Genomic DNA, 22,161 nt, shown 5'->3' with positions numbered 1-22,161 from the left:
GGGCAAATGCCCGTGGCCGCGTCCTTCAAAACGTCTGCTGCGGAGTATGGGTGCCGGATCTGCCCTTGCTGCGCCCGGTCGTTCGGGACGACAGCGTTGATGTGACCGTGATGCGGCCCGTCGCGGCGACTAAGGCGTCCACGCCATCCGCAGCACGGGACGGCCCGAGGTCGGGTTGACGTCCTCGCCGGCATCGACGAAGCCGTTGCGCCTGTAGAAGCTGATCGCGCGAGCGTTATCCTTGTTGACCAGCAGCGTGATGCCTCGAGGAGATTTCTGCTTGGCGGCATCGACCAGCTGCGTGGCGAGCGGCGAGCCCCAATGTTGGGGCGAGACCACGAGCTGATCGAGATAGCCTGTTGCGTCGATCGTCACGAAGCCGGCGAGCGTCCCCTCCGTCTCGGCGACGATCACCTCTGCCTTCGGCACCAGCTCATTGCGCCAGCGCTCGCGCCACCACGGCACGCGCGCGGCAAAATCGATGGCGGGATAGGCGAGCTGCCACGTCTCCTGCCACAGCGCGATCGCCGCGTCCTCGTCCTCGGCGCGATAGGGGCGCAGGGTGGAGTTCGACGTCACCGCTCCGTCAGCTTCAGCTCGATACGCCGGTTGCGGCGGAACGCTTCCTCGGTGTTCGCAGGATCGAGCGGCTGGAATTCGGCGAAGCCCGCCGCGACCAGGCGCTGGGCCGGTACGCCGAGCGAGATCAGATATTGCACCACCGAGATGGCGCGCGCCGAGGACAATTCCCAGTTCGACTTGAACACCGGGCTGTTGATCGGACGAACGTCGGTGTGGCCGTCGACCCGCAGCACCCAGGAGATCTCAGCGGGGATCTGCTTGTCGAGGTCGACCAGCGCGGTCGCCACCGAGTTCAGCTCCTGCTGGCCCTCGGGCAGCAGGGTGGCCTGTCCGGTGTCGAAGAACACCTCCGACTGGAACACGAAGCGGTCGCCGACGACGCGGATGTCGGGACGGTTGCCGAGGATGGCGCGCAGCCGGCCGAAGAACTCCGAGCGGTACCGGGTCAGCTCCTGCACCCGCTGTGCCAGCGCGACGTTGAGGCGCGAGCCGAGATCGGCGATGCGGCTCTGCGATTCCTTGTCGCGCTTCTCCGAGGCATCGAGCGCATCCTCGAGCGCGGCGAGCTGGCGGCGCAGTGCGCTGATCTGCTGGTTGAGCACCTCGATCTGGGCCAGCGCCCGCGCCGTGACCTGCTTCTCGGAGTCGAGCGCCCGGTTGAGCTCGTTGGCGCGGCCGGCGGCATTGCTGCCGGCATTGGCGAGCCCGTCATAGAGGCCCTTGACGCGATCGCGCTCCGCTTCGGCGCTTGCAAGCCCGGCGCGCAGTTGCGCAACCTGGTCGTCCAGCGAGAGCTTGCCGAGCTTTTCCAGGGACAGCATCTCGTTGAGCTGCGCGATCTTGGCGTTGAGCTGCTCCAGCGCCTTGTCCTTGCCGGTGACCTCCTGCGACAGGAAGAACTGCACCACCAGGAACACGGTCAGCAGGAACACGATCGACAGCACCAGCGTCGACAGCGCGTCAACGAAGCCCGGCCAGTAGTTGAGGCCGGAATCTCCGCGGCGGGTACGGGCAAGCGCCATTCAGCGTCTCCTAGCTCGTCTAGTAGTTCGGCCTGGGCCGGCCGACGGAGCAGCTCAACTCTTCTCCGTCTGCCGCGCCAGCCGCTCCAGCAGCCGCTTGATCTCGCGGTTCTGCTCGCCCTGGCCGTCGGCCCATTCGCGGATCATCTGCTGCTCGGTGCGCATGTGCCCGACCAGGCCCTGGATCGCCTCGGCGAGGTTGGCCATCGCCGCGGTGGCGCCGCGGTTGGAGCCTTCTTCCATGGCGGTGCGCAGCCGCTCGATGGCAACCGAGAGGTCGGCACCGGTGTCGCCGCTGCCGCCATATTCCCGCACGGTGCCGGCGAGCCAGTCCTCCAGGTCGGTATAGAAGCGGTTCTGCGCCTGGCTCGATTGCAGGTCGAGGAAGCCGAGGATCAGCGAGCCGGCGAGGCCGAACAGCGAGGACGAGAACGAGATGCCCATGCCGCCCAGCGGCGCGGCAAGGCCGCCCTTCAGCGTGTCGAACAGCGCACCGGCGTCGCCGCCGACCTTCAGCCCTTCGATCACCTTGCCGACCGAGCCGACCGTCTCGATCAGGCCCCAGAACGTGCCGAGCAGGCCGAGGAACACCAGGAGGCCGGTCATGTAGCGCGAGATGTCGCGGGCCTCGTCGAGCCGGGTGGCGATCGAGTCGAGCAGATGGCGCATGGTCTGCTGTGAGATCGACATCCGCCCGGAGCGCTCGCGGCCGAGGATGGCCGCCATCGGCGCCAGCAGGACCGGGTGGCGAGGCACCGCCAGGCCGGGATCGGCGATGCGGAAATTGTTGACCCAGGACACTTCCGGATAGAGCCGGACCACCTGTCGGAACGACAGGATGACGCCGATCAGCAGCACGGCCCCGATCAGGGCGTTGAGGCCGGGATTGGCGAAGAACGCCATGACGATCTGCTTGTAGAGCACGACGCCGACCAGGGCGCACAGCACCAGGAAGACCAGCATCCGCACCAGGAAGATCCGGGGCGTGGACAGCTTGGTCCGTTCGACGTCCATCGCGGAGCGGGAGGGGGAGCCTTGAGGCATTGTCGATGACATCCGTTGCGGGGACCGGTCCCTGAAATCCACTATGGCACAGCAGCAGCGGGAAAAAAGCCGCGATCGGCGCAATCCCGTCCCCTGCGCGGAACTATGGCTGAAACCGGCGGGCACCCGCGGCGTAGTTAGTCCCGTGGCTCATATCTAGCGGGAACGCCCTGGCTTTGTCATGACCGTCGTTGAATATCTGCAAGCGCTGCTGGCGATGGCCGTGGCGATGTCGGTGCTGATGGGGCTCGCCTGGGTCGTGCAGCAGCGCAGCGGCAACTCCGGCTGGGTCGACACCATCTGGACGTTTTCCGTCGGGCTGGTCGGCGCTGTCGGCGCGATCTGGCCCGCCGGCGGTGCCGCCCCCAACGCGCGACAATGGCTGGTCGCAGTGCTGGTGGCGGTCTGGGCGCTGCGGCTCGGCGGCCATGTGGCGGCGCGCAGCCGCGGCATCTCCGACGACCCGCGCTACGCGGAGTTTGCCCGGGAATGGGGCGCGGCCGCACCGCGAAAGATGTTCCTGTTCCTGCAGCAGCAGGCCTGGGGCTCGATCCCGCTGGTGTTCGCGATGTTCGTCGCCGCCCATGCGCCGGCCGCCGAGCTGCGGCTGCAGGACTATCTCGGCATCCTCGTGCTGTTCGCAGGGATCGCCGGCGAGGGCGTCGCCGACGCTCAGCTCAAGGCGTTCCGTGCCGATCCCGCCAACAAGGGCAAGGTGTGCGACGTCGGCCTGTGGCGCTGGTCGCGCCATCCCAACTATTTCTTCGAATGGGTGTGCTGGCTGTCCTACCCGGTCATCGCGCTGTCGTTCGACCACCCGTGGGGCTTCGCCAGCCTGCTCGCGCCGCTGTTCATGTACTGGATCCTGGTCCACGTCACCGGCATCCCGCCGCTGGAGCAGCAGATGCTGCGCTCGCGCGGCGATCGCTACCGGGCCTACCAGGCGCGCACCAGCGCGTTCTTTCCCCTGCCGCCCCGCAACGGAGCCACAGCATGAGCTTCATCTCGACCATCATCGGCGCCGCCGAGCGCGTGCCGCTGCCCGATGCCGTCGTCCGCTCGGCGATCTCCGAATTGTGCGCGCGCACGGCGGCGCGGCTCGGCGGGGCCGATGCGATGGGCGACGCAGAGTTCGCCCGCCTGCTGACGACCCGGCCGATCGCCGAGCATACCGACGCGGCGAACAGCCAGCACTACGAGGTGCCGGCGGCGTTCTTCGCCCGCGTGCTAGGGCCGAACCGCAAATATTCCTGCTGCTTCTACAAGGAGCCGGTCTCGACCCTGCAGGAGGCGGAGGAGGAGGCGCTGCGCCAGACGGTGGCCAATGCCGATCTGCAGGACGGCCAGAGCATTCTGGAGCTCGGCTGCGGCTGGGGCTCGCTGTCGCTGTTCATGGCCCGGCAGTTCCCGCGTGCGAAGATCACGGCGGTCTCCAACTCACATTCGCAGCGCCGCGCCATCGAGGAGATGGCGGCCGCGCGCGGCCTGCTCAATTTGCGGGTCGTCACCGCCGACATGAACGGGTTCGCTCCCGACGCGCGGTTCGATCGCATCGTCTCGGTGGAGATGTTCGAGCACATGATGAACTGGCGCGAGCTGCTGTCGCGGGTCCGGGCATGGCTCCTGCCGGATGGCCGGCTGTTCATGCACATCTTCACCCATCGCACCGCATCCTACCTGTTCGACCGCAACGATCGCGAGGATTGGATCGCGCAGCACTTCTTCACCGGCGGCATCATGCCGAGCCACGGGCTGATCCGGCAGTACGGCGATCTGTTCGCGGTCGAGAAAGAATGGCGTTGGAGCGGCGCGCATTATCAGCGCACGGCGCGGGACTGGCTCGCCAATTTCGACGCCGACCGCGACCGCATCCTGCAGGTGCTGCAGCCCGTCTATGGCGACGACGCGACGCTGTGGATGCGCCGCTGGCGCTGGTTCTTCCTCGCCACCGCGGGTCTGTTCGGCCATGACGAAGGCCGCGAATGGGGCGTCAGCCATTACCGTCTGCGGCCGGCCAACTAATTTGTTCGCTGCGGCGGGATGCCGCAGCGCCGTCATGGGATTCGCGTTTCGCTCTGCGGAACCTGCCTGGAACTTGTTGCCACAAAGCGCTCACAATCAGGTGAGTCGCGAAAAAGCTAAATCTATCAGCTACGTAGTTCGTGTGACATCAAGCCGCCCAGGTTCCGCGTTGCGTCGCAGCAGCTGTTTTCTATGTTGCACGCGAGGCGAGCGCCAGAATGGCGCCATGACTGGGTCATCCGGTCGACTGGTTTTCATCATCATCGAGGGGGCTCCTCCACTCATGTCTCGTTTTCGCGCGTCGCTGGTCAGCAGTGCATTGATGCTCGCGGCCGCCGCGCCGCTGCTGGCCGGCTGCAACGACCCCATCCAGGCTCAGGCCTCCGCCAATGAGCAGATCGTCATCCCCGAGGTCGGCATCGTGACCGTCGAGCAGAAGGCGCGCGCGATCGTGCGCGAGCTGCCCGGCCGCATCGCGCCGACCCGCGTCTCCGACGTGCGCCCGCGCGTCTCGGGCATCGTCGTCGAGCGGCTGTTCCGTCAGGGCAGCGAGGTCAAGGCGGGTGATCCGCTCTATCGGATCGATCCGCGACCCTTCGAGGTCGAGATCCTGTCGAGCCGTGCGGCGCTGGCCAAGGCCGAAGCGGTGCATGAGCGCGCCGTGCAGCAGGCGAATCGCATCGCGCAGCTGTTCAAGGAGCGCGCGGCGCCAGCCGTCGAGAACGAGAAGGCGATCTCGTCGGAACGCGAGGCTGCGGCCGATATCGAGGCCCGCAAGGCCGATCTCGCGCGCGCCCAGCTCAATCTCGACTACGCGACCGTGCGCGCGCCGATCGACGGTATCGTCGGTGCGGCCCAGGTGAGCGAAGGCGCCATCGCGGTCCAGAACGAGACCTCGCTGGTCACGATCCAGCAGCTCGACCCGATCTATGCCGACTTCACCCAGTCTGTGAGCGAGCTGAACCGCCTGCGCCGCGCGTTCGAGTCCGGCGATCTCGACCAGATCTCGCCCGACGCGATCAAGGTCCGTCTCGTGCTCGACGACGGCACGCCGTACTCGATCCCGGGCAAGCTGCTGTTCTCCGACGCCAAGGTCGATGCCGCCACTGGTCAGGTCACCCTGCGCGGCGAGTTCGCCAATCCCAAGCGCGAGCTGCTGCCGGGCATGTATGTCCGCGTCCGCATCGAGCAGGGCATCGACAGCGACTCCGTCGGCGTGCCGCAGCAGGCGGTGCAGCGCAATGCGGCCGGCGGCTCCGAGGTCTACGTCATCCGCGACGACAACCGCGCGATCGCGAGGCCGATCCGCACCGGTCCGATCCAGGACGGCCTGGTGCTGATCACCGACGGTCTGCGCGCCGGCGACAAGGTCGTGGTCGACGGCTTCCAGAAGTTTGCCGCCGGCGACAGGGTCGCGCCGCAGGTCTGGACCGAGGTCAGCGCCGCGACGCAGCTCGAATCGAAGTCGACGTCGCGGTAATTCGCCATGCCGAGCTTCTTCATCGACAGGCCGATCTTCGCCTGGGTGGTCGCGCTGTTCATCTGCCTGATCGGCGCGATCGCGATCCCGCTGCTGGCGGTGGCGCAATATCCGATCATCGCGCCGCCCTCGATCTCGATCTCGACCAGCTATCCCGGCGCGTCGCCGGAGAACCTCTACAACAGCGTAACGCGGCTGATCGAGGAGGAGCTCAACGGCGCCTCCGGCATCCTCAATTTCGAATCCACCAGCGACTCGCTCGGCCAGGTCGAGATCACCGCCAACTTCGTGCCGGGCACGTCGACCAACGATGCCTCGGTCGAGGTGCAGAACCGCCTCAAGCGTGTCGAGGCGCGGCTGCCGCGCGCCGTCATCCAGCAGGGCATCCTGGTCGAGGAAGCCTCCGCCGCGGTGCTGCAGATCATCACCCTGCAGTCGACCGACGGCAGCCTCGACGAGGTCGGCCTCGGCGACTTCATGATCCGCAACGTGCTCGGCGAAATCCGGCGCATCCCCGGCGTCGGCCGTGCCACGCTGTATTCGACCGAGCGCTCGCTGCGCGTCTGGCTCGATCCGGCCAAGCTGATCGGCTACGGTCTGACCGCCGACGACGTCACCAAGGCGATCGGCGCCCAGAACGCGCAGGTCGCCTCCGGCAGCATCGGCGCCGAGCCCGCGACGACCTCGCAGCGCACCTCGGCGCTGGTGCTGGTCAAGGGCCAGCTCGATTCACCCGACGAGTTCAGCGCGATCATCCTGCGCGCCAACCCCGACGGCTCGACGGTGCGGCTGCGCGACGTCGCGCGCGTCGAGATCGGCGGCCTCAGCTATCAGTTCAACACCCGCCTCAACGGCAAGCCGACCGCCGGTCTCTCGGTGCTGCTGTCGCCGACCGGCAATGCGCTGGCGACCGCTGGTGCGGTCGAGGCCAAGATGAAGGAGCTGTCGCGCTTCTTCCCCTCCAACATCACCTATGAGATTCCCTACGACATCACCCCGGTGGTGAAGGCCTCGATCAAGCGGGTGCTGATGACCCTGGTCGAAGCCGTCGTGCTGGTGTTCGTGGTGATGTTCCTGTTCCTGCAGAACATCCGCTACACCATCATTCCGACCATCGTGGTGCCCGTGGCGCTGCTCGGCACCTGCGCCACCTTGATGCTGGTCGGCTACTCCATCAACATGCTGACGATGTTCGGCATGGTGCTCGCGGTCGGCATCCTCGTCGACGACGCCATCGTCGTGGTCGAGAACGTCGAGCGCATCATGACCGAGGAGGGGCTGTCGCCGAAGGAGGCGACGCGCAAGGCGATGGGCCAGATCACCGGCGCGATCATCGGCATCACGCTGGTGCTGATGGCGGTGTTCGTGCCGATGGCGTTCTTCCCCGGCTCGGTCGGCATCATCTACCGGCAGTTCTCGGTTACCATGGTGGCGGCGATCGGCTTCTCGGCGCTGCTGGCGCTGTCGCTGACGCCGGCGCTGTGCGCGACCCTGCTCAAGCCGGTCACGGCCGGTCACGGTCACGCGAAGAAAGGCCTGTTCGGCTGGTTCAACCGCTTCATGGACAACAGCCGCAACCGCTACACCGGCGTGGTCGGCGGCGCGCTGAAGCGCACCGGCCGGCTGATGCTGATCTATGCGATCTTCCTGGTCGGGCTGACCTTCGCCTTCATCCGGTTGCCGGGCGGCTTCCTGCCGGTCGACGATCAGGGCTTCATCACGACGGACGTGCAGACGCCGGCGGACTCGTCCTACGCGCGGACGCAGGCGGCGGTGGAGGCGGTCGAGAGGTATCTCGCCAAGCGCGCGGGCATCGAGGACGTCACCTTCCTGACCGGCTTCAGCTATGCCGGCCAGGGCGTCAACACCGCGCAGGCCTTCATCTCGCTGAAGGACTGGTCGGAGCGCGGCAAGCATGACAGCGCCGCGGCGCTGGTCGCCGACATCAACCGCGATCTCGCCGGCTTGCGCGACGCCAAGATCACCGCGCTGCAGCCGCCGCCGATCGACAATCTCGGCAACTCCTCGGGCTTCAGCTTCCGCCTGCAGGACCGCGGCCAGAAGGGCTATGCCGCGCTGACCGCGGCCGCCGACCAGCTGATCGCCGAGGCCAATGCCAGCCAGGTGCTGCAGAAGGTCTTCATCGAAGGCCTGCCGCAGGGTCCCCAGGTCAATCTGATGATCGACCGCGAGAAGGCCGGTGCCTTCGGCGTCACCTTCGAGGACATCAACAACACGATCTCGACCAATCTCGGCTCGACCTACGTCAACGACTTCCCCAACCGCGGCCGCATGCAGCGCGTCGTGGTGCAGGCCGACCGCATCAGCCGCATGAACGCGGACGACATCCTCAACTACAGCGTCAAGAACGCCAAGGGACAATTGGTGCCGTTCTCGTCGTTCGCGACCATCCAATGGGCCAAGGGACCGACCCAGATCGCCGGCTTCAACTACTATCCGGCGATTCGCATCTCCGGCGAGGCCAAGCCGGGCTACACCTCGGGCGATGCGCTCAAGGAGATGGAGCGGCTCGCCGGCAAGCTGCCGCGCGGCTTCGGCTATGAATGGACCGGACAGTCGCTGCAGGAGAAGCTGTCGGGCTCGCAGGCGCCGCTGCTGCTCGGTCTCTCGGCGCTGGTCGTGTTCCTGTGTCTCGCTGCGCTCTACGAGAGCTGGACGATCCCGCTCGCGGTGCTCCTGACCGTGCCGCTCGGCATCCTCGGCGCCGTCGTCGCCGCCAATCTGCGCGGCCTGTCGAACGACGTGTACTTCACGGTGGCGCTGATCACCATCATCGGCCTCGCCGCAAAGGACGCGATCCTGATCATCGAGTTCGCCAAGGATCTGCGCGCCCACGGCAAGCCGCTGGTCGCGGCGACGATCGAGGCCTGCTCCTTGCGTTTCCGCCCGATCATCATGACCGGCCTTGCCTTCGTCTGCGGCGTGCTGCCGATGTCGATGGCGACGGGCGCCGGCGGTGCCAGCCAGCAGGCGCTCGGCACCAACGTGATGGGCGGCATGATCGCGGTGGTGATCCTGGCGCTGCTGATGGTGCCGGTGTTCTTCGTCTCGGTGCAGCGCGTGCTCGCGGGCGATCGGGAGAAGACGGAGCCCGCGGCGGGGCGCGAGGTGTACGGGCCGCCGGCGCCGGCGAAGCCGTAGGCGATCGAATTACCTCGCTCGATCAAGCGAGCCGCAATCTCGCCAAGCCGTCGGTTCGCTCCCCTCCCCCTTGCGGGGAGGGGTTGGGGGTGGGGGTCCACCAGTCCCGCTCAATGTGATGAAATCTACTCCCATCCACGACGCGGCTCATTTGCTTGAGCGAGAAACGCAAGCCGCTTGCTCATTCGTGGGCGCCCGAAGATATGTTCCCTTATCGGCGTTCGGAGTTCGCGGACCCCCACCCCCGACCCCTCCCCGCAAGGGGGAGGGGAGAGCACCGCCGGCGCTGGGACATGATGCTGCAATCCCCGCGACTGGAGTTTCTTGGTCCGTCCGTGTATGCTGCGACGACACGTGACGGGTACGGCATGTCGATGGTCTCTCGCAAATCTGTTCTCGCGTTGGTGTTCGCTGCTCTCGGCGCCTCAGCCGCCCACGCCCAATCCGGTCCCGTCAAATATTGGCTGCCGGGCTGGCCGGTCGGCTTCAGCGACTCCGGCAGTCTCGAGTCCTACGGCGACTACCCGAGCTTCACGGGCAGCGGCAGGGACAGCGGCTTCTTCGCGCGGAGCTACAGCGTGACGAACAATTGGGCGGCGCTGTCGGGCGTCGGCCTGAGCTCGAACCTCGTCAACCGTTACGGCGGGCTCGGGTCGTACACGACCGAGGGCGCGCAATACGGCTACACCTTCAAGAGCGGCGTCAGCTTCTATGGCGGCTTCGAGACGCTGAAATACAATCCCGGCCTCGGTGGCCCGTTCGCGACGTTCGACGGGCGCTCGACCTCGACGCCGGCCTACGCGATCAATGGCGGCGTCGAGTTCAAGCCGACCTCCAATGTCAGCCTGTCGCTCGGCTTCAGCTACGCCGGCCAGTCGTCCGATCGCGTCGACAGCGACATCAACTCTCCGGCGCTGCCAGGTGCCACGCCGCAGGCCTTCACCAGCGGACGGCGGTAGCTTCGTCGAAAAGAGACGCTGCCGGCCGCACCGCTTCGCTGTCGTTCCGGACAAGCGCGCGGCACGCGCGCGCAGATTCGGGACCCATACCCCCAGGGAGATCTGCGGGGCACGCCAGTCGAGCCGTCTCGGTCAATCGGCACGGCCTGTGGCTATGGTCCCGGCTCGAGGCCGGGACGACACCGAATGTGAGGCGAGCGCCGTGGCAATGCCACTCCACAACGGAAGCTACGCCGCCGCCTTCAGCACCTTCACCAGCTCGCGGTGGATGACCTCGTTGCCGCACACCACGTGCCCGGTCGCCAGCGCGTCCTCCTTGCCGTCGATGCCGGACACGGTGCCGCCGGCCTCGCGCACCAGGATCATGCCGGCGGCGATGTCCCAGGGCTGCAGGTCGCGCTCCCAATAGGCGTCGAAACGGCCGGCGGCGACGAAGGCGAGGTCGAGCGAGGCGGCGCCGAAGCGGCGGAGCCCTGCGACCTTGACCTGCAGCGAGGTCATCTCGCGCAGGAACAGCTGGTGATCGCCGCGGCCGATATGCGGCAGGCCGCAGGCGATGACGCATTCATGCAGCTGTTTGCGCGCGGCGACGCGCAGCCGCTGGTCGTTGAGGAACGCGCCCTTGCCGCGCTCGGCGATGTAGAGCTCGTCATTGGCGGGATTGTAGATCACGCCGGCGATCACGGTGTCCTCGCGCTGCAGCGCGATCGAGATCGCGAATTGCGGGATGCCGTGCAGGAAGTTGGTGGTGCCGTCGAGCGGGTCGACGATCCAGGTGTGCGACTTGTCGCTGCCTTCGCGCTTGCCGCCCTCCTCGCCGAGGAAGCCGTAGCCGGGCCGGGCCTTGGAGAGATCCTCGTAGAGCATCTCCTCGGCCTTCTTGTCGGCGCGGGAGACGAAATTGGCCGGCCCCTTCAGCGACACCTGCAGGTGCTCGATCTCGCCGAGATCGCGCTTGAGGTTGCGGCCGGCGCGGCGCGCGGCCTTGACCATGACGTTGATGAGGGCGGAATGGATCATGAGCTCGATGCGCTGGGCTGACCGCACCTCGCGGTGCGCGCCTTCCCCGGAAGCGGACGAAGGCGGGTGAAATGGCTGGCTGTGGGTGCCCTGCCGGGGCGGCCGCGTCAAGGCCGGATCAGCGGCCGATCACTTGATGGTGCCCAGCCAGTGCTTGGCGGCCTGTTCGCCCTTGGCGCGGTCTTCGGGGGGCATGTCGGCGAATTTCTCGTCGAGCTTGGGATCGCCCTTGCCGGCGGTCTTGGCCACCAGGTGCCATTTGTAGGCCTCGACCTTGTCCATCGGGGTGGCGATTCCATACAGCAGCACCCACGCCAGCCGGTTCTGGGCGACCGGGCTGTTCTGCCGCGCGGCCCGGCGCAGCAGCGCGATGGCCGCGGGCTGGTCCTTCGGCACGCCGGTGCCGTTGAACAGCGCGATGGCGTATTCGACCTCGGCGTCGATATTGTCGGCGATCGCGGCCGCCTTCAGCAATTGCGCGGCCTTTTCGAGGTCTTTCGGCACGCCGGTTCCTTCCTTGTAGAAGGTCGCCAGCGCGTATTGCGCCTCGGCATTGCCGGCATCCGCAGCCAGGCGCAGCAGCTCGGCCGAGCGCCTGAGGTCCTGCGGCAAGGTCTGGCCGTCGAGATAGAGCAGCGCGAGATTGTAGGCCGCCTTGGGCTCGCCGAGCTTGGCGGCGGAGGCCAGCAGCTTGACCGCCTCGAGCTTGTCGACAGGGCCGCCGCGCCCGGCCAGCCGCATCATCGCCAGCGCGAACATCGCCTCGCGGTCGCCGGCCTCGGCGGCCCGCTTGTACCAGATCGCCGCCTTTTCGTAATCGCGGCGGATGCCCTGGGCGTTTTCGTAGAGCTGGCCGAGCATCGCCATGGCCTTGGGATCGCCGGCCTGCGCCCGCGGCGTGGCGAGATCGAACGCGGTCTTGTACTGGCCGCGCTGATAGGCGCCGTAGACCAGGTCGACATTGGGATCATTGGTGGCGGGCGGTGGCGTCGCGGCCGGCGCTGGAGCGGCCGGCTTGGCCGACGGGGCGGGGGCCGGCTTCTTGGCCGCGGACGTTGCCGGCGGCTTGGCCTTCTCGGCCGCCTTCTCCGCCGGCCGTTCGACCGGCTTGGGCTTTTCCGCCGGGGCCGGCTGCAGGGCCGGCGGCGTCAACGAGATCTGCGCGCGTGCGCCCGGCATCGCCATGGCGAGCGCAGCAACGACACATGTCAGGCGCAGGATCGTCATCGGCCGCCGTTCAGCTCTGTCCTGGCGCGTCGGCTGGCGCGGCCGTATGGGCGCTGCGGATCGCGGTGCTGATCTCAGCAAGCGCCGCGGCCGGGCCGCGGGCGTCGTTCCAGACGAGGTCGTCGACCAGCACGAAATCGGCTCCCGCCGCGACGAAGTCCGCGGCCTCCTTGAGCGAGATCGCATAGCCGACGCAGGGCGGCTCGAACAGCTCCGCCCACCAGGCGAGGCGCTCGTTGACGGCATCCGGCGAGGGCCGCCGTCCCTGCGCATCGCGCTCGCCGAACAGCACATAGTCGGCGCCGAGCTCGCCGGCGCGCATCGAATCATGGCGTGTGGACAGGCCGCCGCAGCCGGCGATGCGGTCCGGCTTCAGGCCGGGCAGCGCCTCCTCCAGCGCGGCGATGCCGGTCAGGTGCGCGCCATCGGCGCCGGCGCGGGCGACGATGTCGGGATGGCCGTCGATCAGCAGCGCTGCGCCGGCGCCCTGGATCGCCGGCGCCAGCGTCTTGACCATCGTGATCATGCTGCGCGGATCGCTGTCCTTCAGCCGCACCAGCACCGCAGCGATGTCGGCGCTGGCGAGGATCTCGGGCAGGCCGGCGGCCAGCGCCGCCGCATCGGTCACGACCGGCGTTGCCAGATAGAGGCGCGGCGCGGGCCGCGCGGATGTCGTCTTGCCGGACACTAGGCGGCCTCTTTCTCGAGCGCTGCGGTCCACTGGCCGCGGCTGGCAAGCGCATTCATGCGGGCGCGGTGGGTGAAGGCGCGCTGGCCGGCGGGGATGTTCGCCGCCCTGCCTGCCCATGCCTGCTGCGGCGCCGCCTGCAGCGCGCGGCCGTAGGAGAAGGTCAGCTTCCAGGGCAGCGGTCCGAGCCGGTTCATCGCGTCGAGATGCGCGGTCGCGCTCTCGTCGGATTGTCCGCCGGACAGGAAGGCGATGCCGGGCACCGCCGCAGGCACGCATTCCTTCAACAGTTGGACGGTCCTTTCGGCGACCTCCTGCACCCCAGCCTGGTCCGGCGACTGCTTGCCCGCGACCGCCATGTTGGGCTTCAGGATCATGCCTTCCAACGCGACGCGCTGGATGCGCAATTCACGAAACACCTCGTTCAGCACGCGGCGCGTGACGTCGAAGCAGCGACCGATGTCATGATCGCCGTCCATCAGCACCTCCGGTTCGACAATCGGCACGATGTTCGCTGCCTGGCACAGGGCGGCATAGCGGCCGAGCGCATGCGCGTTGACATGGATCGCTGTCATCGAAGGGATGTTGTCCTTGTCGATATCGATCACGGCCCGCCATTTGGCGAAGCGCGCACCCAGCGCGTAGTACGTCGCCAGCCGATCCGCAAGCCTGTCGAGGCCGACCGTGACCCGCTCGCCGGGGCAGCCGGACAGCGGCTGTGTTCCCTCATCGACCTTGATGCCGGGAATGGCGCCGGCCGCTTCGATCAGCTTCACCAGCGGGGTGCCGTCGGCGGCATGCTGCCGGATGGTTTCGTCATAGAGGATGACGCCGGAGATGAACGACATGCCCTCGCTGCGAAACAGCATCTCGCGATAGTCGCGGCGGTTCTGTTCGGTCGATTCGACCTTGATGGCATCGAAGCGCTTCTTGATCGTCCCGGTGGATTCATCGGCGGCGAGGATGCCCTTGCCCGGTGCAACCATGGCAAGGGCCGTGGTGTTCAGTGCGGAGAGATTCATGCTTGGCTCCAGACGCACCTGCCCTGCCCATCAAAATAGACGGTTCTCGGGCGGATGCCGAGCAAACATTGGCCGCCGGTGAGGCGGACTCTCGAAGAGGTGAAGGGGAGGTTGCTGATCGGAGCAAGCGATCACGTCACCGGTGGTCGGCTTCCCTCCCCCTTGCGGGGAGGGGTTGGGGGTGGGGGTCCACACGCACTGAACTCAATGAGTTACGCGTTGAGATCGTAAGTGGTGAACGCTGTCGCGCGCACGCGTTCGGCCACTTCAATCGCAAGCGCGATGGTCGATATGCGCCTTCGATCTCATCACTGATAGTACGCCCCGGACCCCCCCGACCCCTCCCCGCAAGGGGGAGGGGAGCTTACCGCCGTTGCGGCGGCTGCTGGGGTCGAGAAGCTCAACGCAGCGCGGCGGCAGCTGCCTCACGCCACCTTCGGAGCCAGCTCGCCCTTGGCGTAGCGCTTGGCCATCTCGGCCGTGGTCAGCACGCGCTTGATCTTGGAGGCCTGGCCGGCGGTGTTGAACTCCTGCAGGCGCTGCTTGCACAGCTTGGCCATCGCCTCCATCGCCGGCTTCAGGTACTTGCGCGGATCGAATTCCTCCGGGTGCTCCGACAGAACTTTCCGGATCTGACCGGTCATCGCCATGCGGTTGTCGGTGTCGATGTTGATCTTGCGCACGCCGTTCTTGATGCCGCGCTGAATCTCGCTGACCGGCACGCCCCAGGTCGGCTTCATCCTGCCGCCATAGGCGTTGATGATCTCCTGCAGGTCCTGCGGCACCGAGGACGAGCCGTGCATCACGAGATGCGTGTTCGGCAGCTTGCGATGGATCTCCTCGATCACGTTCATGGCGAGGATGTCGCCGTCGGGCTTGCGCGTGAATTTGTAGGCGCCGTGCGAGGTGCCCATCGCGATCGCGAGCGCGTCGACCTGGGTCTCACGCACGAACTTCACGGCCTCGTCCGGGTTGGTCAGCAGCTGGTCGTGCGACAGCTTGCCTTCGGCACCGTGGCCGTCCTCCTTGTCGCCCATGCCGGTCTCGAGCGAGCCGAGCACGCCGAGCTCACCCTCGACCGAGATGCCGCCGAGATGCGCCATGGTGGCGACCGTCTTGGTGACGCCGACATTGTAGTCCCAGTCAGCCGGCGTCTTGCCGTCGGCCTTCAGTGATCCGTCCATCATCACCGAGGTGAAGCCGGACTGGATCGCGGTCATGCAGGTGTCGGGACCGTTGCCATGGTCGAGATGCACGCACACCGGAATGTGCGGATAGATCTCGGTGACCGCGTCCATCATGTGCTTGAGCATGACGTCGTTGGCATAGGAGCGGGCGCCGCGCGAGGCCTGGATGATCACCGGAGCGTCGACCGCATTGGCCGCCTCCATGATCGCCAGTGCCTGCTCCATGTTGTTGATGTTGAAGGCCGGGACGCCGTAGTCATTTTCCGCCGCGTGATCGAGCAATTGACGCAACGTGATACGAGCCATGGCTGGAACTCCCTGATTAAGAATTGGACCGTGCGGCAGGATGCGCACGTGTCGAAACTGCTGCACCGTGCATAACGCGGTGGTCGGGAGATTCCAAGGGTTGCGGGCGACGCAGGCCACCAGACCGCGCTGTCAGCGGCCATTCATAGGTTATCAGCCAAATCCGTCGCAACGGACAGCACGTAAGAGCTGGCTCAGCTCTTCCTGGCTTCGAGAGCCGCGATGCGCTCTTCGACCTCGGTGACACGCTCGTCGAAGTCGCTGGCGGCCGCGCGCATCATGACCAGCATGCCGGCGGAATCACGCCGCTGCTTGCGGATCAAGGTTTCCAAGCTATCGAGCCGCGTCTCGGTCGATTGTCTGAACTGTCCAAACTCCGATCGGAACGCAGCAATGCTCTCCTGAATCTTGATCAGGATCGAGTGCACGGCGTCTGTCGGAGTGTCAGCCATGAATGGAACATAACAGAAACATCCATGGCCGACAAGCTCTGAGGATCAGGCCTTCAGCACTTCCACGCCCGGCAGCGGCTTGCCTTCCATCCATTCCAGGAAGGCGCCGCCGGCGGTCGAGACGTAGCTGAAGTCGGCGGCCACGCCGGCCTGGTTGAGGGCCGCGACGGTATCGCCGCCGCCGGCCACCGAGACCAGCTTCTTGGTCTTGGTGCGTTCCGCTGCGTGCTTGGCGGCGACCATCGTGCCGCGGTCGAACGGCGTCAGCTCGAAGGCGCCGAGCGGACCGTTCCAGACCAGCGTCGCGGCATCGTCGATCGCGGCATGGATGCGTGCGGTCGATTGCGGGCCGACATCGAGGATCATGCTGTCCGGCGGGATCGCGTCGAGGCCATAGGCGAAGGACGGCGAGTTGGCTGCGAAGTGATAGGAGACGGTCGCGTCCACCGGCAGGATGATGGCGCAGTTCGAGGCTTCCGCCTTCTCCATGATCCTGAGCGCGGTCGCTGCCAGATCCTTCTCGGCCAGGGACTTGCCGATCTGCACGCCCTGGGCATGCAGGAAGGTGTTGGCCATGCCGCCGCCGATCACCAGCGCATCGACCTTGGTGACGAGGTTCTCCAACAGGTCGATCTTGGTCGAGACCTTGGCGCCGCCGACGATCGCGATCACCGGCTTGGCCGGGCGGCCCAGCGCCTTGTCGAGCGCGTCGAGCTCGGCCTGCATGGTGCGGCCGGCATAGGCCGGCAGCTTGTGGCCGAGGCCCTCGGTCGAGGCATGGGCGCGGTGCGCGGCGGAGAAGGCGTCGTTGACCCAGATGTCGCCGAGCTTGGCGAGCTCGGCCACGAAGGCCGGATCGTTCTTCTCTTCCTCTTTGTGGAAGCGCGTGTTCTCCAGGCACAGCACGTCGCCGTCCTTCATCGCGGCGATGGCGGTCGCCGCCGGCTCGCCGATGCAGTCGTCGGCGAAGGCGACCGGGCGCTTGATCACTTGCGAGAGCGCGGCGGCGACCGGCTTCAGCGAGTCCTTGGCGTCGCGGCCCTTCGGCCGGCCGAAATGCGCGAGCAGGATGACCTTGCCGCCCTTGGTGGCGAGCTCATTGATGGTCGGCGCGACGCGCTCCAGGCGCGTGGCGTCGGTGACGTGGCCATTCTCCATGGGGACGTTGAGATCGACGCGCAGCAGCACGCGCTTGCTCTTGGGATCGACGTCGTCGAGGGTGCGGAATTGTTTCATTGAAGCCACCGTAAAACGAGGGACTAATCAGTGGTGATTATATCCGTCGGTGTTTTCCGGCGGATGGCCTTCCTGCTTCGTCGTCACCCGCATGCCTTGGCGGAAGCCATAGGCAATCAAGCCAATCAGCAGCAGCGCCCCGGGGATTCCGAGCCAATTAGGAAGGGTCATGGCGCTTCCTCAGCCGTCATTCCGGAGCGGTCCGAGGAACGCAGCCGGAATCTCGAGATTCCGGGGTCGATGCGGCGCATCGTCCCGGAATGACTGAAGAGAGTTACAGCAGCTTGCCCATCGCGACGGCGGTGTCGGCCATGCGATTGGAGAAGCCCCACTCGTTGTCGTACCAGGACATCACGCGCACGAGGTTGCCGTTCATGACCTTGGTCTGGTCCATGTGGAACGTCGACGAGTGCGGGTCGTGGTTGAAGTCGATCGAGACGTTGGGCGAATTGGTGTAACCGAGCACGCCCTTGAGCTCCTGCTCGGCGGCGCGCTTGATCGCCTCGTTGATCTCCTTCGGCTCGGTGTTGCGCTTGGCGACGATCTTGAGGTCGACCACCGAGACGTTCGGCGTCGGCACGCGGATCGCGACGCCGTCGAGCTTGCCCTTCAGCTCAGGCAGCACCAGGCCGATCGCCTTGGCGGCGCCCGTCGAGGTCGGGATCATCGACATCGCCGCGGCGCGGCCGCGATAGAGATCCTTGTGCATGGTGTCCAGCGTCGGCTGGTCGCCGGTGTAGGCGTGGATCGTGGTCATGAACCCGGTCTCGATGCCGACCGTGTCGTTCAGCACCTTGGCGACCGGCGCCAGGCAGTTGGTGGTGCAGGAGCCGTTGGAGACGACGAGGTGATCCTTGGTCAGCGAGGTGTGGTTGACGCCGTAGACGATGGTGGCGTCGGCGCCGTCGGCCGGGGCCGAGACCAGCACGCGCTTGGCGCCGGCGGTCAGATGCGCGGAGGCCTTGTCCTTGGAGGTGAAGATGCCGGTGCATTCCAGCGCGATGTCAACGCCGAGATCCTTCCACGGCAGCTTCGACGGATCACGCTCGGCGGTGACCTTGATCTTGCCGCTGCCGATATCGATGGTGTCGCCGTCGACGGTCACGGTGTGGGGAAAGCGGCCGTGCACGCTGTCGAAGCGCAGCAGATGGGCATTGGTCTCGACCGGGCCGAGATCGTTGATGCCGACCACCACGATGTCCTTGCGACCCGATTCCGCGATGGCGCGCAGAACGTTGCGGCCGATGCGGCCAAACCCGTTGATCCCGACCCGGATTGCCATTTTCGTCTCCTTCAATGACGTTTCTCGTTCGATAACGTTTTCTCGTCCCTCGTAGCCGGCCCCTGGCAAGGGCTCTACGAGGGTTTGGACCTGTTGACGCCCGGTTCTGCCGGGCGGGAGCGGACGATATGGCCCTTTCGTAGTCCTTTTTTTGCGCTCGCTCAACCGTCGCGAATCAGGGATCCGCCAGCGCGGCTGTCCGGTCGCTCAGACGTGATGGACGGCCGCGCGGGGGACCGAAGGCCTTACGCCAGCCGCTGTACGGCGGCCTCGACAGCCGCCTCGGCGGTGATGCCGAAATGCTTGTAGAGCTCCTTGGCCGGGCCGCTCTCGCCGAACGAATGCATGCCGATGAAGATGCCATCCTGGCCGATGACCGCGTCCCAGCCCCAGCGCACCGCGGCCTCGATGGCGATCTTGACCGGCGCCTTGCCGATGATCGCGGCCCGGGTCTCGGCCGGCTGCTCCAGCAGCAGCTCGAGCGACGGCACCGAGACGACGCGGGCTGGGATGCCACGCTCGGCGAGCTGCTTCTGCGCGGCGACCGCGATCTCGACCTCGGAGCCGGTCGCGAACAGCGACACCTTGGCTTCGCCCTGGGCGGTCACGAGTTCGTAGCCGCCGCGGCCGCAGGGATTGTCAGCCGGCGCGGACGTGCGCAGTTGCGGCAGGTTCTGCCGCGTCAGCGCCAGCACGGTCGGGCCGTTGGTGCGGTTCAGCGCCAGCTCCCAGCACTCGGCGGTCTCGACCGCGTCGGCCGGGCGGAAGACGCGCATGTTCGGCATCGCGCGCAGCGCGGCGAGATGCTCGACCGGCTGATGCGTCGGGCCGTCCTCGCCGAGGCCGATGGAGTCGTGAGTCAGCACGTAGACGACGCCGGCGCCCATCAGCGCCGACAGGCGCATTGCGCCGCGCGCGTAGTCCGAGAACACCAGGAAGGTGGCGCCGTTCGGCGCGAAGCCGCCATGCAGGAAGATGCCGTTCATGCACGCCGCCATGCCGTGCTCACGGATGCCGTAATGGATGAAGCGGCCCTTCGGCGTCTTGGCCGAGAACGAGGTCGCGGACTTCGCCTTGTTGTTATTGGAGCCGGTGAGGTCGGCCGAGCCCGCCACGAACTCGAACGGCATCGCTGCGGCGATCACCTCGATCGCGGCCTCCGAGGACTTGCGGGTGGCGACGTTGAGCGGGGTCTCCAGCAGCGCCTTCTTGTGGTCCTTCAGCGCCTTCGCCAGCGACGCCGGGCGCTCGTGGCGCAGCCGGCGCTCGAACTCGGCGCGCTTGCGCGGGCCCATCTCGCCGAGCCGGGTCTCCCACTCCGTGCGCGCAGCCGCGCCGCGGCGGCCGGCCTCGCGCCAGGCGGCGAGCACGTCGTCGGGCACCGAGAACGGCTCCTGCGAAATGCCGAGCTTCTCCTTGGCGCCCTTCAGCTCCTCCGCCCCGAGCGCCTCGCCATGCACCTTGGAGGTGCCGGCCTTGGTCGGCGCGCCATAGCCGATCGTGGTCTTGCAGGCGATCAGCGACGGCTTCGACGACTTCTGCGCCCGTGCGATCGCGGCGGCAATCGCCTCGGGATCATGGCCGTCGATCAGCTCGGCGGCCCAGCCGGCAGACTTGAAGCGCTTCACCTGGTCGACCGAGTCGGCGATCGACAGCGGGCCGTCGATCGAGATGCCGTTGTCGTCCCACAGCACGATCAGCTTGTTGAGCTTCCAATGCCCGGCCATCGCGATCGCTTCCTGGGAGATGCCCTCCATCAGGTCGCCGTCGGAGGCCAGCACATAGGTGTGATGGTCGACGATCTTCTTGCCGTACTCGGCCTGGAGCATCTTCTCGGCCAGCGCCATGCCGACCGCGGTGGAGATGCCCTGGCCGAGCGGGCCGGTGGTGGTCTCGATGCCCTTGGTGCGGAAATTCTCCGGATGGCCGGGGGTGAGCGAATCGACCTGGCGGAAGCGCTTGATCTGGTCGAGCGTCATCTCCTCGTTGCCGGTCAGATACAGCAGCGCGTAGAGCAGCATCGAGCCGTGGCCGGCCGACAGCACGAAGCGGTCGCGGTCCGGCCAGGCGGGCGCCGCGGCATCGAATTTCAGCACGCGGGTGAACAGCACGGTGGCGACGTCGGCGGCGCCCATCGGCAGGCCGGGATGGCCCGATTTCGCCTTTTCGACGGCATCCATTGCGAGCGCGCGGATGGCGTTGGCCATGCGGGAATGATCGACCTGCGTCATGCTGGAATCCGTCCAAACGTGAAATGCTGATGACAGGGACGCCGCCGGTATTGCTGGCGGGCCGGGATTTTGCGGGCTGATTAGCACCTCGGTTCCGGGAATCAAAGGCAATGCAACGTCCCGGACGTCCCAAAAGTTGCTTAGTAGTGCATAGTTTCGGCCGAGCGTTGCGCTTGGCTCGCCCAGCACGTAAGATTTTGCCCGTAACCGCTTGCCGGACAGCGCTTTTGTCGCGTCCCGCTTGCTCCGAGGGCCTCGCATCCGCGCCATGAACGATCACCCTGCCAATCTTGCCGGCCAGGTGGAACCCGGCGCCGCCGATCTCGAGGCGGCGACGCGGCGACTGATGACGGCACTCGACGCGCTGGAGAGCGCGGTCGAGCGGCGGCGTGAGGCGGATCGTGACGAGGACGAGCTGGCGACGCGCATCCAGGCGCTCGGCGCCGACCGCTCGCGTCTCGCCGACGAGCTCGACGGCTCCCTGATGAAGACGCGCCGGCTCGAGCGCACCAATCGCGAGATCGCCGAACGTCTGGACACCGCGATCGGCACCATCCGCGCCGTGCTCGCTGGCGGCGACGGGCAGGGCGCCGCTGAAGACGATGAGGACGAGGAATGAGCCACATCAACGTCACCATCAACGGCCGCCAATATCGCATGGCGTGCGAGGAGGGCCAGGAGCTCAGGCTGCTGAAGCTCGCGGAGAGTCTGGAATCGCGCATCACCAATCTGCGCGGCAAGTTCGGCGAGATCGGCGACGCCCGCCTGACCGTGATGGCTGCGCTCACCGTGTGCGATGAGCTGATCGACGCCAATCAGCGCGTGCAGATGCTGGAGCAGGAGCTGGAAGGCCTGCGCAACGTGCGCAACCAGGCGAGCGACCGCGCCCGCGCCACGCAAGTCGCGGTGGCCAAGGCGCTGAACGCCGCCGCCGAGCGCATCGAGCGCACGACGCAGGTGCTCAACCGGACCATCGGTGGCGGGGTGGCGATCGGATAGGGCGGAACTAACAAGTCAGTCCTAGTGCAGTCAACGTGGACCGCCTCATTTCGCGGTGCTTATGAGTGTGCCCTCGCCCCTTGTGGGAGAGGGCATGTATGACAGTGCGGCGAGCGCGGTTGGGTGAGGGGTCTCTCGCGGCGAGCGTTGTTCGTGGAGAGAAACCCCCATTGGCGCTAACTTACCATTTTGCTGCCGGAAATGGATGATTCCTCGGTCGAGTGACTGACGAATCGCTTT

Annotated in this window: 20 protein-coding genes; 7 read left to right on the top strand and 13 right to left on the bottom strand. The window is 66.8% G+C overall.

The window, feature by feature from the left end:
- Window positions 1-129: 129 nt before the first annotated feature.
- The 3 genes from ACQR10_RS24625 to ACQR10_RS24615 are packed head-to-tail and all read right to left on the bottom strand — an operon-like array spanning window position 130 to window position 2,648.
- Window positions 130-579 carry a GNAT family N-acetyltransferase gene (locus tag ACQR10_RS24625; RefSeq protein WP_316216499.1) on the bottom strand — a complete coding sequence of 150 codons (450 nt, stop codon included), beginning with the start codon at window positions 577-579 and terminating at the stop codon, window positions 130-132.
- Window positions 576-1,604: a peptidoglycan -binding protein gene (locus ACQR10_RS24620; protein ID WP_315753304.1), complete on the bottom strand. Its 1,029-nt coding sequence runs from the start codon at window positions 1,602-1,604 to the stop codon at window positions 576-578. The genes ACQR10_RS24625 and ACQR10_RS24620 overlap by 4 nt, the downstream gene beginning before the upstream one ends.
- Window positions 1,605-1,658: 54 nt before the next feature.
- Window positions 1,659-2,648 carry a flagellar motor protein MotA gene (locus ACQR10_RS24615; protein ID WP_315804771.1) on the bottom strand — a complete coding sequence of 330 codons (990 nt, stop codon included), beginning with the start codon at window positions 2,646-2,648 and terminating at the stop codon, window positions 1,659-1,661.
- Between the two features lie 181 nt (window positions 2,649-2,829).
- On the opposite strand from ACQR10_RS24615, the gene ACQR10_RS24610 reads away from it, so the two are divergent.
- The 5 genes from ACQR10_RS24610 to ACQR10_RS24590 all read left to right on the top strand — a co-directional run bounded on the left by ACQR10_RS24610 (window position 2,830) and on the right by ACQR10_RS24590 (window position 10,271).
- Entirely contained in the window at window positions 2,830-3,645 is an 816-nt protein-coding gene (locus ACQR10_RS24610) for a DUF1295 domain-containing protein (RefSeq protein ID WP_316216501.1), read from the top strand.
- Window positions 3,642-4,670 (top strand): SAM-dependent methyltransferase, encoded by a 1,029-nt coding sequence (locus ACQR10_RS24605; RefSeq protein ID WP_316216502.1) that lies wholly within the window; start codon window positions 3,642-3,644, stop codon window positions 4,668-4,670. Before ACQR10_RS24610 ends, ACQR10_RS24605 begins: the two co-directional genes overlap by 4 nt.
- 283 nt (window positions 4,671-4,953) lie before the next feature.
- Window positions 4,954-6,150 carry an efflux RND transporter periplasmic adaptor subunit gene (locus tag ACQR10_RS24600; protein ID WP_315804844.1) on the top strand — a complete coding sequence of 399 codons (1,197 nt, stop codon included), beginning with the start codon at window positions 4,954-4,956 and terminating at the stop codon, window positions 6,148-6,150.
- Between the two features lie 6 nt (window positions 6,151-6,156).
- Window positions 6,157-9,312, top strand: a complete 3,156-nt coding sequence (locus tag ACQR10_RS24595; RefSeq protein WP_316216503.1) for a multidrug efflux RND transporter permease subunit — start codon at window positions 6,157-6,159, stop codon at window positions 9,310-9,312.
- A 368-nt stretch (window positions 9,313-9,680) separates the two neighbouring features.
- Entirely contained in the window at window positions 9,681-10,271 is a 591-nt protein-coding gene (locus tag ACQR10_RS24590; protein WP_316216504.1) for an outer membrane protein, read from the top strand.
- A 228-nt stretch (window positions 10,272-10,499) separates the two neighbouring features.
- On the opposite strand, the gene ACQR10_RS24585 is transcribed toward ACQR10_RS24590, so the two are convergent.
- The 10 genes from ACQR10_RS24585 to tkt all read right to left on the bottom strand — a co-directional run bounded on the left by ACQR10_RS24585 (window position 10,500) and on the right by tkt (window position 20,922).
- Window positions 10,500-11,291, bottom strand: coding sequence for an inositol monophosphatase family protein (locus ACQR10_RS24585; RefSeq protein ID WP_315804776.1), 792 nt, complete (start codon window positions 11,289-11,291; stop codon window positions 10,500-10,502).
- 129 nt (window positions 11,292-11,420) lie between these two features.
- A complete protein-coding gene (locus ACQR10_RS24580) occupies window positions 11,421-12,518 on the bottom strand; it encodes a tetratricopeptide repeat protein (protein ID WP_316216505.1) in 1,098 nt (365 codons plus the stop codon).
- Window positions 12,519-12,528: 10 nt separating this feature from the next.
- Window positions 12,529-13,206 (bottom strand): thiamine phosphate synthase, encoded by a 678-nt coding sequence (locus tag ACQR10_RS24575; RefSeq protein ID WP_316216506.1) that lies wholly within the window; start codon window positions 13,204-13,206, stop codon window positions 12,529-12,531.
- Window positions 13,206-14,228: a class I fructose-bisphosphate aldolase gene (locus tag ACQR10_RS24570; protein WP_315804779.1), complete on the bottom strand. Its 1,023-nt coding sequence runs from the start codon at window positions 14,226-14,228 to the stop codon at window positions 13,206-13,208. The genes ACQR10_RS24575 and ACQR10_RS24570 overlap by 1 nt, the downstream gene beginning before the upstream one ends.
- Before the next feature lie 425 nt (window positions 14,229-14,653).
- On the bottom strand, window positions 14,654-15,721 hold the full coding sequence (gene fba / locus ACQR10_RS24565) for a class II fructose-bisphosphate aldolase (RefSeq protein WP_315804780.1): 1,068 nt from the start codon (window positions 15,719-15,721) through the stop codon (window positions 14,654-14,656).
- 194 nt (window positions 15,722-15,915) lie between these two features.
- A complete protein-coding gene (locus ACQR10_RS24560) occupies window positions 15,916-16,173 on the bottom strand; it encodes a hypothetical protein (protein ID WP_315804781.1) in 258 nt (85 codons plus the stop codon).
- A 45-nt stretch (window positions 16,174-16,218) separates the two neighbouring features.
- Window positions 16,219-17,409: a phosphoglycerate kinase gene (locus ACQR10_RS24555; protein ID WP_316177327.1), complete on the bottom strand. Its 1,191-nt coding sequence runs from the start codon at window positions 17,407-17,409 to the stop codon at window positions 16,219-16,221.
- A 27-nt stretch (window positions 17,410-17,436) separates the two neighbouring features.
- A complete protein-coding gene (locus ACQR10_RS24550) occupies window positions 17,437-17,580 on the bottom strand; it encodes a hypothetical protein (protein WP_316216507.1) in 144 nt (47 codons plus the stop codon).
- A 103-nt stretch (window positions 17,581-17,683) separates the two neighbouring features.
- Window positions 17,684-18,691, bottom strand: coding sequence for a type I glyceraldehyde-3-phosphate dehydrogenase (gene gap, locus ACQR10_RS24545; RefSeq protein ID WP_316216508.1), 1,008 nt, complete (start codon window positions 18,689-18,691; stop codon window positions 17,684-17,686).
- Between the two features lie 245 nt (window positions 18,692-18,936).
- Complete coding sequence (gene tkt / locus ACQR10_RS24540) at window positions 18,937-20,922, bottom strand: transketolase (RefSeq protein WP_316216509.1); 1,986 nt, start codon at window positions 20,920-20,922, stop codon at window positions 18,937-18,939.
- Window positions 20,923-21,190: 268 nt separating this feature from the next.
- On the opposite strand from tkt, the gene ACQR10_RS24535 reads away from it, so the two are divergent.
- Together ACQR10_RS24535 and ACQR10_RS24530 are read left to right on the top strand one after the other, a co-directional pair.
- Complete coding sequence (locus ACQR10_RS24535) at window positions 21,191-21,541, top strand: DUF4164 domain-containing protein (protein ID WP_315804785.1); 351 nt, start codon at window positions 21,191-21,193, stop codon at window positions 21,539-21,541.
- Entirely contained in the window at window positions 21,538-21,921 is a 384-nt protein-coding gene (locus tag ACQR10_RS24530; RefSeq protein WP_315804786.1) for a cell division protein ZapA, read from the top strand. Before ACQR10_RS24535 ends, ACQR10_RS24530 begins: the two co-directional genes overlap by 4 nt.
- Window positions 21,922-22,161 lie beyond the last annotated feature (240 nt).

The organism is Bradyrhizobium sp. HKCCYLRH2060 (genome assembly GCF_051168135.1).
Taxonomy (GTDB): Bacteria; Pseudomonadota; Alphaproteobacteria; order Rhizobiales; family Xanthobacteraceae; genus Bradyrhizobium.
The sequence above is the reverse complement of the archived record's forward strand: the minus strand, read 5'-3'. Positions and strand labels throughout refer to the sequence as shown.